Below are 13,229 nucleotides of genomic sequence, written 5' to 3' on the forward strand. Positions count from 1 at the left end.
CACCTCCCAGGCCTTCCGCATGCGCAACCGCGACCTGCTCTACGTCTCCAACGCCCCCTTCACCGAGGTCCAGAAGGTCCTCGGCGTCTTCTCCACCGTCGCAGGGCCCGTCGCCTCCGCCGCCGCCGTCTACAGCTACGCCCGGTAGGGACGGGATCACCCCCGCGCCACGGAGCGGCGGGCCCCGTCACACGACAAAAGGGGCGCGGACCCGTGCGGTCCGCGCCCCTTTTGTCTGTTCCGTCGTGCCGTTCGGATCAGCGCTTGGCGAGAAGCTGCTCGATCAGCGAACCGCCCTTGTCGATCGCCGCCATCTCCTCGGCCACCGCCGTGACGGTGTCGGTGATCTGCTCCGGCGTGTGCTCGGAGGTCAGGAAGAACCGCAGGCGCGATCCCCGCTCCGGCACCGCCGGGTGGATGATCGGCTGCACGTTGATGCCGCGCTTGAACAGGCGGTCGGACAGCGTCACCGCCTTCAGCGAGTCGCCGACGATCACCGGGATCACCGCCAGGCCGAGGCTGAACCCGGTGTCGAGGCCGAGCTTCCGGGCCGTGGCGAGGAACAGGTTGCCGTTGCGGCGCAGGCGCTCGACCCGCTCCGGCTCGGCCTGCATCACCGCCAGGGCGGCCTCGGCGGCAGCGGCCAGCGGCGGCGACATGCCCACGCTGTAGACGAAGCCGCCGGCCGAGTGCTTCAGGTACTCGATCAGCGCGGTCGGCCCGCAGATGTAGCCGCCGCAGGCCGAGAGCGTCTTCGACAGGGTACCCATCCAGATGTCGACATCCTTCGGGTCGACACCGCAATGCTCGAACAGGCCCGCGCCCGTGCGGCCGGTGACGCCGAGGCCGTGCGCCTCGTCCACCATCAGCCACGCATCGTAGCGCTTCTTCAGCGCGACGAACCCGGCGAGGTCCGGCGCGTCCCCATCCATGCTGTACAGGCCCTCGATCACGATCAGCGCCCGGCGGTGCTCGTGACGGGTCGCCTGGAGCATGGTCTCCAGCGCGTCGAGGTCGTTATGGGGGAAGGAGCGCCGCTGCGCACCCGAGAGCTGCACGCCCGTGACGATGCTGTTGTGGGAGAGGGCGTCGTGGAACACCACGTCGCCGGCCTCCAGAAGGGCGCCGATGGTGGTGACGTTGGTTGCGTGCCCGCTCACCATCACCACGCAGCCCTCCGTCCGGTAGTGGGAGGCCAGGACCTGTTCCAGGCTGATGTGGCCGGGCCGCTCCCCCGCGACGACGCGGCTCGCGGAGGCCGAGGTGCCGTAGGATTCGATGGCCTCGCGGGCGGCGCCGCTCACCTTCGGATGCCCGTTCAGGCCGAGATAGTCGTAGGACGAAAAGTTGGTGAAGGTCTTCTGGTCGATCCGGGTCGTGGCGCCGGCCTTGGCATCGTGGACCCGGAAGAACGGGTTGCCGAGGCCGATCAGCTCGGCCGCCGAGCGCTGGAGCTTCAGCTCCCGGTAGCCGGGCAGGTTCTCGAAGTTCTGCGCCGCGCTGGAGCGCGACGCCTCTGGCGCCTTGGCCGGGGCCGGACGCGGGGTCGCGCGCCCCAGGCGGTTCGTCACGAAGCCGGCAAGGGCCGCACGCCCGCCATCAGGCCGCGCCGATTGCGTCATTGTTGAATCTCTTTGCTCTCGTTCTCGCGGGCTTCGATGAGGTCGCGCAATGGGGCCATCACGCTGGCGCTCACTTCACCCCCGATGTGCTTGGCCATCAGGCTCATCGCCACGCCGGCCGTGTCGTCCATGGGGGCGGAAACCGCCTGAATTAAGGATTCCGACAGCTCGCTGACGGTCATGCCCGAAGACAGGCCGGCGGGGGGCGATTCGAGACCGAACCGTTCCTGCAGGCTCGCCCCGAGTTCGACGCCCATGAGCGAGTCGAGGCCGATCTCCGAGAGCTGGCGCACCCGGCTGATGTCGTCCTTCGGCAGACGCAGGATGCGGGCGATGTCCTCGACGATCGCGTCCGAGACGGTCTTGCGCACCGTATCGACGTCCGACGCCTTGAGGAGGGCGGCGATGTTGATCGTCTGGACCGCGCCGGCCTCGGCCACCTGATCGGAGCCGAGTTCCGCGTAGCTCGGGGAGCGCATGGTGGCGAGGCGCTCGCGCGCCTTGCCCCAATGCATCGCCGCGATGGCGATGACGGCCTCGTCGGGGGCGGTGCCCTGGCCCGTGAGGGCGTCGGCCATCAGGTCGAGGCAGCGGCGGGCCTCCATCGGCGTCACGCCGACGCGCCCGGCGAGCGTCTCCAGCACCGCTTTGTTGCGGGCGAGCATGCCCACGTCGCCGATGGCACCCCAGGCCACCGCCAGCGCCGGGAGACCCCGGCGGCGGCGCTGGCGGGCGAGGCCTTCCATGAAGCCGTTGGCGGCCACGTAGGAACCCTGGCCCGGGTTGCCGATGAAGGTCGTGGCCGAGGAGAACAGCACGAAGTAGTCGAGCGCCCGGTCGCGGGTCGCCGCGTCGAGGTGCTGGGCGCCGATCACCTTCGGGCCGATCACCGCGTCCAGCGCCGCGACCTCAAGGTTGGTGATCAACCCGTCCTGGAGCACCGCCGCCGCGTGGATCACGCCCGCGAGCTTGGCGCCGCCGCGCTCGATCTCGGCGAGCATCCGATCGACGGCCGAACGGCTGGTGATGTCCACCGCCTTGGCCTCGACCTTCACACCCCGCTCCGTCAGCTCAGCGAGGAGGGCCTTCGCCTCGTCGGTGGTCGCGCCCTTGCGGCCGGACAGGACGATGTGCTTGGCGCCGCGATCCGCGAGCCAGCGGGCCGTCTCCAGCCCGAAGCCGCCGAGGCCGCCGGTGACGAGGTGGACGCCCTCGTCCGAGACGGTGAAGGGCTTGGCCACGTCCTTGAGGACCGAGCCGGCCTTGGGCGGGCTGATCACGATCTTTCCGATGTGACCCGATTGCTGCATCAGCCGGAACGCGTCCGAGGTCTCGGCCGCGGTGAAGGGCTGGTAGGGCAGGGGCTTCAGGCCGCCGTCGTTGAACAGCGCCATCACCTCGCGGAACATCCGCGCCCCGTCGTCGCCCTGGTGCTGGATCACCTGATCGAGATCGACGCCGAAGTAGCTGAGGTTCCGCCGGAACGGCCGCAGGCCGATATGGGTGTTGGCGACATAGTCGCGCTTGCCCAGCTCCACGAACCGCCCGAACGGCCGCAGGGCGTTGAGCGACCGCTCCATCGCCTCGCCGAATAGGCTGTTCAGGACGATGTCGACACCGTCCCCGGTGATCGCCCGGACGTCGTCCACGAAGGCGAGCGAGCGGGAATCGAGGACGTGCTCGGCGCCGAGCGCCTTGACCAGGGCGCGCTTCTCCCGGGACCCGGCCGTGGCGATGACGCGGGCGCCCTTGAGCTTGGCGATCTGGAGCGCCGCGAGGCCGACGCCGCCCGCACCGCCATGGACCAGCACCCACTCGCCGCGCCGCATCCGGGCGCAGGAGACGAGGGCGTAGTACGCCGTGAGGAACGCCACCGGCACGGTCGCCGCCGCCATCGGATCGATGCCCTGCGGCATCGGCGCGACGACGAGGTCGGGCACCACGATGTGGGTGGAGAAGCCGGACTGGGCGAAGGCGACGACGGGATCGCCCACCTTGAAGCCCTTTACGCCCGGCCCCACGGCGGTCACCCGGCCGGCGCATTCGAGGCCGAGGCGGGGGCCGGCGAAGCCGTCCTCCAGGATCTCCTCGGGCAGCATCGAGAGCGCCCACAGCACGTCGCGGAAGTTGAGGCCGGTCGCCTCGACGGCGATCTCCATCTCCCCGCGGCCGGGGGTGCGGCGCTCGGCCGGGCCCCAGACCATCTCGTTGAGGCCGCCGGTGTTGCTGCGCTCCAGCCGCGCCGCCGCGGCGGGCACGAGGTCGGCCGGATCCCGGTGACGGGGACGGCCGGAATGGAAGCGCACCACCTGCGTGCGCTCGTCGTCCAGCACGATCTCGGTCTCCGGCGTGCCGGAGAGGATCAGGTCGCGCAGGCGCTCGGAGGCGCGCTTGGAGGACATCTCGGGCGAGAGGTCGATGCGCCGGATGTCGAGGTTCGGCACCTCGTTGGCCAGGGTGCGGGTGAAGGCCCACACGCCGGCCTCGATGTTGGTCATCTGCCCGCCGCGGTCGCGGGTGGCGCCGGGCGCCACGACCCAGAGGCAGGTCTGCCGGGCGCCGAGATGCTCGACGCAGCGCTTCAGGCTCATGCACCGGTCGCGCAGGCGCTCGGCCGCCTCGCCGCCCCGGGAGAAGGCGCCGGCCAGGAACACCACCGTGTCCGGCGTCTCCTTCTCCAGCTCCATCAGGGAGGTCTCGGAATCGAGGATGATCGAGACGTGGACGCCGCCCGCCACCAGGAGCGTGGCGAGGGAGGAGGCCGTCTCGGCGGCGAAGTCGTCGTCCGAGCCGATGATGAAGGCGAAGGTCTGGGCCGCGGCCGGGGTCGGCCGAATCGGCGCCTCGGCCACGAGGAGCAGGTCGTCGCCGTTGCCGGAGGTCGCCCGGTCCACCGAGACGGAGACGAGACCCGCTGCGCTCAGCGTCCGCTGCCAGCCGCCGATATCGTCCAGGCGGCCGATCGGCAGGCCGCCGACGCCGTCCTCGAACCAGTCCGGCGTGAGGCCGAAGACGAGGTCGCGGAACAGGGAGATGCCGGGCTCGATGGCGACCATCAGGCCGCCGGTCGCCAGAGCGGTGGACAGGTCGCCCATCAGCCCGCGTTCGCCCCGGTGGAGGCTGCCGGCCGCGACGATCAGGTCGAAACCGCCCGGCGCGAGGTCGGCGGCGGCTTCCACCACCGCGGCCGCACGGCCGAAGGAGAGGCGGGCTCGCTCGGCGAGCCGCCGGTCGGTCTCGAAGATGGTGAAGCGCGCCTCGGCCGCGGCGGCGAAGGCGGCGGCCTGGGCCGAGAGCGGACCGTAGCCGACCTGCAGGACCCGAAGCGCCCGCTCCTTCGGTAGCTGGGCCTGGGCCTTGTCGAGCAGCCCCGCGAGGGCGTTCGCCGAATGGCGCGACGTGGCCGACCGCAGGACGAAGGCATCGACCGCGCTGTTGGGCAGGTTCGGCACGTCCGCGACGTTGCCCGCCAGGATCCGGTCCACGGTGGCGCCGACATCGGCCACCAGGACGAGTTCCGCCGACAGGTCGGGGTGGTCGGCCGCGATCCAGCGCATGATCTCGTCGGGGGACGGCAGGGCCGAACCGTCACCGAGGTGCCAGGCGTCGTTGTCGTGCTCGGCGAGGCCGCTGCTCTCCAGGGCGTAGAGGGCGTTGAGCAGCCAGGGCCGCAGGGCCGCGGGCAGGCGGGGATCGGTCAGGACCACGGCCCGCGACGCGTCGGACAGGCCCTTGGCGAGGCGGAAGGCGAGGGAGGTCGCCCAGCCCTCGAGGAGCAGGTGCCCCGGCGAGAGGGCGGCATCCGCCGGGCCCTTCCCGGCGGCGGTGAGCGGGCGCAGGCGCACCGCCACGCTCGGGCGACGCTCCATCGGGATCGCCGTCGGCTCGGTGGCGAGTTCGGCCACCTGCGAGATCGCGTAAGCCGCGAGTTCGTCGCCGCCCCTGGTGCGCAGGGCCTGGAACCGGCCCTCGCGGATCGTCGCCACGACTTCGCCGGCCGCGTCCAGGAGGGTGAAGTCCGCGAGGATCGACCGCTCGTTGCAGCGCCGGGTGCGAATCACCGAACGGGCGATGACGGCGCCCGGCTGCACGAGGCGGATCTCGCCGAAGCGCACGGGGATGTAGGCCTTGCCGCCGCCCTCGCCGAGGAGATCGGCGAAGAGCAGGATCAGGCCGTGGAAGCAGGCATCGAGCCGCGGCGGCGCCAGGGCGTAGCGCGGATCGGCCTCGGCGGGCACGAGGTCGGAGACGATGGTCGTCTCGTCGAGGCGGGCCGCCATGGCCACCTGCCGGAAGCTCGGGCCGAAGCCGAGGCCGGAGGCCGCGGCCCGGGCGTAGAGCGCCTCGCCGGACAGGACGTGGTCTCCCGCCGTGTCGAAATCGAACCCGTTCAGGTCGGGCTTGCGGGCGGGGGAGAACTCTCCCTCCACGACCTTCGCCTGGGCGTGGAGCTGCCAGGGCGTCTGGGTCAGGCGGGGGCGGCTCAGCACCTGGATCCCGTTGCCGGAGCCCGAGAGGCGCACCGTCACCTCGCGCAGGGCGTCCTCGGCGAAGATCATCGGCGCGACGATCTCGAACTCGGAGAGGATGACCGAATCGTCCCGGAGGGCCGCCTGCGCGGCGGATAGGGCCATCTCCACGAAGCCCGCGCCGGGCATGATCACCTGCCCGTCGACCCTGTGGTCCTCGAGCTCGGGCACCGTGTCGGGATCGACGTAGCCATGCCATTCCAGGCCGTCCGCCCCGGCCCGGGAGCCGATCAGCGGGTGGTAGGGGCGGGGGCTCAGCGCGCCGACGCTCTCGGTGGTGTCGTGCAGCCGGAAGGGCCGCCGCTGCCACGGATAGGTCGGCAGGCGCACGTCTCCCTGCGGCGCCGTGCCGAACAGCTTGTCCTCGTCCACGGAGGCGCCGAGCACGAGGGCCGCGTTCACGGCCTTGGCGATGGGGTCGGCCCCCGAGGCCTTGCGGTGCATCACGCCCACGGTGGCGATCTCGATGCCGAGCGGCTCGACGGCGTCGCCCACATGGGACATCAGCGTCGCCCGCGGGCCGACTTCCACGAACAGCCGGGCGCCCTGGCGGGTCGCCTCCTGCACCGCGTCGCTGAAGCGCACCGGCTCGCGGATGTTGCGCCACCAGTAGGTCGCGCCGAAGGCCGCGCCTTCGAGGCGGGCCCCGGTGACGGTGGACATCATCGGCACGGTGCCCGCCTGCGGCCGCAGGCCCGCGAGGTCGCGCAGCAGCGGCTTTTCGGTCGGGTCCATCAGCCTTCCGTGGAAGGCGTAGGCGAGGTCGAGCTTCCGGCCCCGGCGGCGCTTGCGCGACAGCGCCTTGAGGGCGGCGTCGATGTCGGCCACCGGCCCGGCGACGGTCACCGCCTTCGGGCTGTTGGTGGCCGCGAGGTCGAGGCTCGGGTAGTCCTTCAGGAAGGCCGGCACCTCGTCCGCCGGCATCAGCAGCACCGCCATGGTGCCCTGGCCGTGGGTCGTCTCCTGGTGGTGGCTCCGGTAGTAGATGACCTTGACCGCGTCCTCGAGGGTCAGGATCCCGGCGGCTTCCGCCGCGGCGATCTCGCCGACGCTGTGGCCGAGGACGTAGGCCGGCTTCAGGCCCTTGGCCCGCAGGGAGGCCGTCGAGGCGCTCTCGATGGCGAAGATCAGCGGCTGCGAGACGCTGGTGAGGGCGAGCCGCTCGTCCAGGTCTTCGGCGTAGAGGGCATCCTTCAGCGACCAGTCGGCATGGGTCTGGAACAGCGTGTCGATTCGGTCGAAGGCGGCGCGGAACGGGGCGTTCTGCTCATAGGCCTCCCGGCCCATCCCGGCCCACTGGCTGCCGTTGCCCGAATAGACGAAGGCCACCTCGGCGGCGCGGTCCACGGCGGTGCCGGTATGGGCGGCCTCCGAATCCTCGCCTTCGCCCACCGCCCGCAGGGCGGCGGCGACATCGGTGGCCCCGTCGAGGGAGATGGCGAGGCGGGCCGGCATCCGCTCGCGGCGGTGGGCCACCGCGGCGGCCACGTCCGCCACCGTCTCCGGCTCGGCCTCGAACCGCTCGGCGTAGTCGAGGGCGAGCTCGTTCAGCGCGGCGCGGCTCTGGGCCGAGATGATCAGCACCTGCGGCGCCCGCACCGGAACCGCGGCGGAGGCTGGGACCGGATCGGGGTCGGTGAGGACGACGTGGGCGTTGGTGCCGCCGAAGCCGAAGGAGTTCACCCCGGCGAAGCGCTGGCGGGGGCCGCGGGCGATCGGCAGACCCTCCCGCACCACCTGCAGGTTCAGGTCGTCGAAGGGGATGTCCGGGTTCAGCTCGGCCGCATGCAGCGAGGGCGGCACGAGGTTGTGCTCGAGGGCCAGCGTCGCCTTGATCAGGCCGGCGAGGCCCGAGACCGGCTCGGTATGGCCGATGTTGGTCTTGATCGAGCCCATGGGCAGGGGGGCCTTGCGCCCCTTGCCGAGCTTCGTGCCGATGGCCGAGGCCTCGATGGGGTCGCCGACCGGCGTGCCGGTGCCGTGCGCCTCCATGAAGGCGAGGTCGTCCAGCGGGATCTCCGCATCGCGGTAGACCTGCTCCAGCAGCGCCGCCTGGGCGTAGCCGGAGGGCAGGGAGATGCCGGTGGTGCGCCCGTCGGAGTTCACGCCGCTGGCCGCGACCACGGCCCGCACCGTCGAGCCGGCCCGGCGGGCCGCCTCGGCGGAGCGCAGCACGAGCACCACGCCGCCCTCGGAGCGGACGTAGCCGTCCGCGTTCTTCGAGAACGCCTGGCACAGGCCGGTGCGCGAGAGCATCTGCGCGGCCGAGAAGCAGATGAAGTTGAACGGGCTCGCCAGCACGTTCACGCCCGCCACGACGGCGGTGTCGATCCGTCCGGAGCGGATCGCGTGGACCGCGTTGTCGAACGCCACGAGCGAGGACGAGCAGGCGGTGTCGACCGTGAAGCTCGGGCCCTTCAGGTCGTAGATGTAGGAGATGCGGTTCGAGAGGATCGAGAGCGTGTTGCCGGTGGCCGTGTAGGCATCGCCCGAGGGCGCATCCATGATGCGCAGGTTGCCGTAATCGAGCGAGGAGGCGCCCACGAACACGCCGATCTGGCTCCCCGCCACGGCGGAGGGGCGCAGGCCCGCATCCTCCAGGGCTTCCCAGGTCAGCTCCAGCAGCATCCGCTGCTGCGGATCCATCTGCTCGGCCTCGCGGGGCGAGATGCCGAACACCGCCGGGTCGAAGGACCAGACGTCGTCCAGCGTGCCCGCCGCGAAGGTGTAGCTCTTGCCGCGCTCATGGGCGCGGGGGTGGAGGAACCGCTCCAGGGAGAATCGGTCGGCCGGCATCCGCCCGACGGCGCAACGGCCCTCCGAAAGGAGCTGCCACAACCCCTCGACGCTCGGGGCCCCGGGCAGTCGGCAGGCGCGTCCGACGATCGCGATGTCTGTGCGTTGTGTCACGTTCGGTTCGCGGGCGCTCGTGAGTGGAATGTGGCTCGGCTCTCGACGAGTGAGGACCATCTGGTCCCTTAGTATGGCGTCAATGCGGTGTCCAACCACGCACTGCCGCAGGACATTGGCTTACAGGGAATTTGCTTGGCAATGTGACATGTATTCATCAGGGACATCGACAATGGCTGCCGCAGAAAAGCCAATTTTGATGATCCCCCACTAGCGGGAGGCGATGAACTCAACATCGAAAGGTGCCTCGTCGATGTCGAGGCATCGTCCTGAAACACTGCAAATCCACAGTGGTGCGGAATGCATACATGAACTTGGGCATCGCTGCCCGAAGGTCCAGGACAGTAGATCCGCTCTCGGGCGCAGTCGGTCTTCGTCAGGCCTCGGACGGCGATACGCTCTCTCCGGCGCGGCCGACACCGTGATACGTGAATCCATGCTGCAATGCGGCAGCAGGGTCGTAGATGTTGCGCAGATCGACCAGGACAGGGCTGCGCATGGAGGCGCGGAGACGCTTGAGATCCAGGGCGCGGAACGCGTTCCATTCGGTCACGATCACGAGGGCGTCCGCCTCCTGAGCGCAGGAATACGCATCCTCGGCGAAGGAGACCGCCGGAAGCAGCGGCCGGGCCTGCTCCATTCCCTCGGGATCGTAGGCCCGCACCCGCGCCCCGGCATCCTGGAGCCCGGCGGCGATGGCGAGGGAGGGCGCCTCGCGCATGTCGTCGGTATCGGGCTTGAAGGTGAGGCCGAGGAGGGCGACCGTCTTGCCGCGGACGGAGCCGCCGCAGGCGCGGATCACCTTGCGCGCCATGGCCCGCTTGCGCTGGTCGTTGACCGCCACGACGGTCTCCACGATCCGCAGGGGCATGCCGTGGTCCTGCGCCGTCTTGGCCAGCGCCAGGGTGTCCTTGGGGAAGCAGGAGCCGCCGTAGCCCGGCCCCGCATGCAGGAACTTCGTGCCGATGCGCCCGTCGAGCCCGATGCCCCGGGCCACGGCCTGCACGTCGGCGCCCACCGCCTCGCACAGGTCCGCCATCTCGTTGATGAAGGTGATCTTGACCGCCAGGAACGCGTTGGCGGCGTACTTGGTCAGCTCCGCCGTGCGGCGTCCGGTCACGAGGATCGGCGACGCGTTGAGGTAGAGCGGGCGGTACACCTCCCGCATCACCGCCTCGGCGCGGGGATCCTCGGTGCCGACGACGATCCGGTCGGGCCGCTTGAAGTCGCCGATGGCGGCGCCCTCGCGCAGGAACTCGGGGTTCGACACCACGGCGAACTCGGCCTGCGGGGCGGTTTCGCGGATGATCCGCTCCACCTCGTCCCCGGTGCCCACCGGCACCGTCGATTTGGTGACGACGACCGTGTAGCCCGACAGCGCCGCCGCGATGTCGCGCGCCGCGTCGTGAACGAAGGACAGGTCGGCGAAGCCATCGCCCCGGCGGGAGGGCGTGCCCACCGCGATGAACACCGCGTCGGCCCCGGCCACCGCCTCGCGCAGTTCGGTGCCGAACGAGAGCCGCCCCTGGCGGACGTTGTCGTTGACGAGCGCTTCGAGCCCCGGCTCGTAGATCGGCATCCGGCCCGCTTCCAGGGCCGAGATCTTGGCAGGGTCGCGGTCGATACAGACGACGTCGTGTCCGAAATCGGCAAGGCAGGCACCGGACACGAGCCCGACGTAACCAGCCCCAATCATCGCGATACGCATGCGGATCTCCCGGCAGCCGGCCGGGCGGCGCGCTGCATCGCAGCATGAGCCGTGAACGGCGCTGGCGCAACCGGATCGCGTGATCGCGATCCGTTCTGTAGCCGCGCAGCAACACCGCGAAAACACGACGGTTTTTTGACGGCGGGAACTGGCCCGCCCGGCGGCGATCGGCGCTTCTAAGCCTCGGGCAAGTCCTGTAGAAGCACCCCGCCCCGCAGCCTTCACCCCGCCGGACCGCCGGTGGGGTTCCCGGCAAAGGACCGCGATGACCGAACTGCCGAACGTGCACGTGCGCGCCGAGATCCTCGCCCAGGCGCTGCCGCACATGCAGCGCTACGATCAGGAGATCGTGCTCATCAAGTATGGCGGCCATGCGATGGGCGACCCCGAGGCCGCCCAGACCTTCGCGCAGGACGTGGTGCTGCTGGAGCAATCGGGCCTGAAGCCCCTCGTCGTCCACGGCGGCGGCCCGCAGATCGGCAAGATGCTCGACCGACTCGGCATCCAGTCCGAGTTCCGCGGCGGCCTGCGCGTCACCGATGCCGCCACCGTCGAGGTGGTGGAGATGGTGCTGGCGGGCTCGATCAACAAACAGCTCGTCGGGTGGATCTCGGGGCAGGGCGGCCGGGCCATCGGCCTGTGCGGCAAGGACGGCAACATGGTCCGCGCCCGCCGCGCCATGAAGACGTACCGCGATCCCGAGAGCAACGTCGAGCAGGTGCTCGACCTCGGCCTCGTGGGCGAGCCGGACCACGTCGAGCGCGGCGTCCTCGACGCGGTGCTGAAGGCGGAGCTGATCCCGGTCCTCGCCCCCGTGGCCTACGGCGCCGACGGCCAGACCTACAACGTCAACGCGGACACCTTCGCGGGCGCCATCGCGGGGGCGCTGCGGGCCAAGCGGCTCCTGCTGCTCACCGACGTGCCGGGCGTGCTCGACAAGGACAAGAAGCTCATCCCGGAACTGACCGTGGAGGATTGCCGCCGGCTCATCGCCGACGGCACCATCACCGGCGGCATGATCCCGAAGATCGAGACCTGCATGTACGCCCTCGACCGGGGCGTGGAGGCGGTCGTGATCCTCGACGGCAAGGTGAACCACGCCGTGCTGCTGGAGCTCTTCACGAATTACGGCGCGGGCACCCTGATTCGCCGGGGTTAGGCAACCTCGGCAATTCCGGCGCATTGTCGTCGTCCGGCCCCGGCCGCCCTCTCAGCCCACGAAGGGTCCGTTGTACCGCCCCGCGCAAGACCACTTCACCGCCCCCGAGTCCCGCGGCTTCGCCGGGGTGGATACCTGGGTGTTCGACCTCGACAACACGCTGTACCCGAGCGACGCCCGGGTCTGGCCGCAGGTCGATGAGCGCATCACCCTGTACGTCATGCGGCTGTACGGGCTCGACGCGATCTCGGCGCGGGCCCTCCAGAAGTATTTCTACCACCGCTACGGGACGACCCTGAAGGCGCTGATGGTCGAGGAGCAGGTGGACCCCCACGAGTTCCTCGACTTCGCCCACGACATCGACCACTCGACCATCAAGCTCGACGTGCCCCTGGGCGCGGCGATCGAGAAGCTGCCGGGGCGCAAGCTGATCCTCACCAACGGCTCGCGCCGCCACGCGGAGAACGTGGCGGCCAAGCTCGGCATCCTCGACCATTTCGAGGACGTGTTCGACATCGCGGCGGCCGATTTCGTGCCCAAGCCGGAGCGCGCCACCTACGAGCGGTTCCTGAAGGCCCACGGCGTCGCGCCGAACCGGGCCGCCCTGTTCGAGGACATCGCCCGCAACCTCGCCGTGCCCCACGACCTCGGCATGGCGACGGTGCTCGTCGTGCCCCGGATCGCGGACCCCTACCGGGAGGCGTTCGAGCAGGAGGCGGTGCGCGAGCCGCACATCGACCACATCACCGACGACCTCGCCGGCTTCCTCGGCACCTGCGTGCAGCCGGAGGTCGGCACCGCGTGAGCGACATCGGATCCCTGCGCGCCCCGGACCTCGCGGAGGTCGAGGCCCTGGCCCACACGGCCTTCGCCGCCCTGCCGGAGGCCTTCAAGGCCCGGTGCGCCGGGGTGACGATCCACGTCGAGGACTTCCCCGACGACGCGACCCTCCTGGACATGGGTTGCGAGACCGAGTTCGACCTGCTCGGCCTGTTCCGCGGCGTCGGCCTCGCCCAGTCCGGCGAGGTGGGGACCGGGCAGATGCCCAACGCCGTCTGGCTCTACCGCCGGCCGATCCTCGATTACTGGGCCGAGCACGACGAGACCCTGGGCGACGTCGTCACCCACGTGCTGGTCCACGAGATCGGCCATCATTTCGGCCTGTCCGACGACGACATGGCCCGCATCGAAGCGGCGGCGGGCCCGGGCTGACGGGCATCGACAAGCGCCCCGCTCTCGTGTAGGGAGCCGGCCAACTCACAACGGGATCGCCGAAATCCTGGTGCCTGCCACCCATACGG

At 70.7% G+C, this 13,229-nt stretch carries 6 protein-coding genes and 1 pseudogene; 4 read left to right on the forward strand and 3 right to left on the reverse strand.

The features are described 5' to 3' along the window. Positions 1–148, forward strand: a pseudogene (locus MKK53_RS04645) (sugar transporter); the annotation flags it as partial. A gap of 109 nt (positions 149–257) precedes the next feature. Here MKK53_RS04645 and MKK53_RS04650 read toward each other — a convergent pair. The 3 genes from MKK53_RS04650 to MKK53_RS04660 all read right to left on the reverse strand — a co-directional run bounded on the left by MKK53_RS04650 (position 258) and on the right by MKK53_RS04660 (position 10,769). Then, entirely contained in the window at positions 258–1,622 is a 1,365-nt protein-coding gene (locus tag MKK53_RS04650) for an aminotransferase class I/II-fold pyridoxal phosphate-dependent enzyme (RefSeq protein ID WP_243927318.1), read from the reverse strand. After that, positions 1,619–9,061, reverse strand: a complete 7,443-nt coding sequence (locus tag MKK53_RS04655; RefSeq protein ID WP_243927320.1) for a type I polyketide synthase — start codon at positions 9,059–9,061, stop codon at positions 1,619–1,621. The genes MKK53_RS04650 and MKK53_RS04655 overlap by 4 nt, the downstream gene beginning before the upstream one ends. Before the next feature lie 376 nt (positions 9,062–9,437). Next, a complete protein-coding gene (locus MKK53_RS04660; protein WP_243927322.1) occupies positions 9,438–10,769 on the reverse strand; it encodes a UDP-glucose dehydrogenase family protein in 1,332 nt (443 codons plus the stop codon). Between the two features lie 265 nt (positions 10,770–11,034). Between MKK53_RS04660 and argB the strand changes: the two genes are divergently transcribed. The 3 genes from argB to MKK53_RS04675 all read left to right on the forward strand — a co-directional run bounded on the left by argB (position 11,035) and on the right by MKK53_RS04675 (position 13,140). Further along, positions 11,035–11,928 (forward strand): acetylglutamate kinase, encoded by an 894-nt coding sequence (argB, locus tag MKK53_RS04665; protein ID WP_243927324.1) that lies wholly within the window; start codon positions 11,035–11,037, stop codon positions 11,926–11,928. 70 nt (positions 11,929–11,998) lie between these two features. Further along, the gene (locus MKK53_RS04670; RefSeq protein ID WP_243927326.1) at positions 11,999–12,733 is read left to right on the forward strand and encodes a pyrimidine 5'-nucleotidase; all 735 of its coding nucleotides are present in this window, start codon (positions 11,999–12,001) and stop codon (positions 12,731–12,733) included. Further along, the gene (locus MKK53_RS04675; RefSeq protein WP_243927328.1) at positions 12,730–13,140 is read left to right on the forward strand and encodes a metallopeptidase family protein; all 411 of its coding nucleotides are present in this window, start codon (positions 12,730–12,732) and stop codon (positions 13,138–13,140) included. Before MKK53_RS04670 ends, MKK53_RS04675 begins: the two co-directional genes overlap by 4 nt. Positions 13,141–13,229: the final 89 nt, after the last annotated feature.

It is taken from the genome of Methylobacterium sp. J-076 (assembly GCF_022829405.1).
GTDB lineage: Bacteria > Pseudomonadota > Alphaproteobacteria > Rhizobiales > Beijerinckiaceae > Methylobacterium.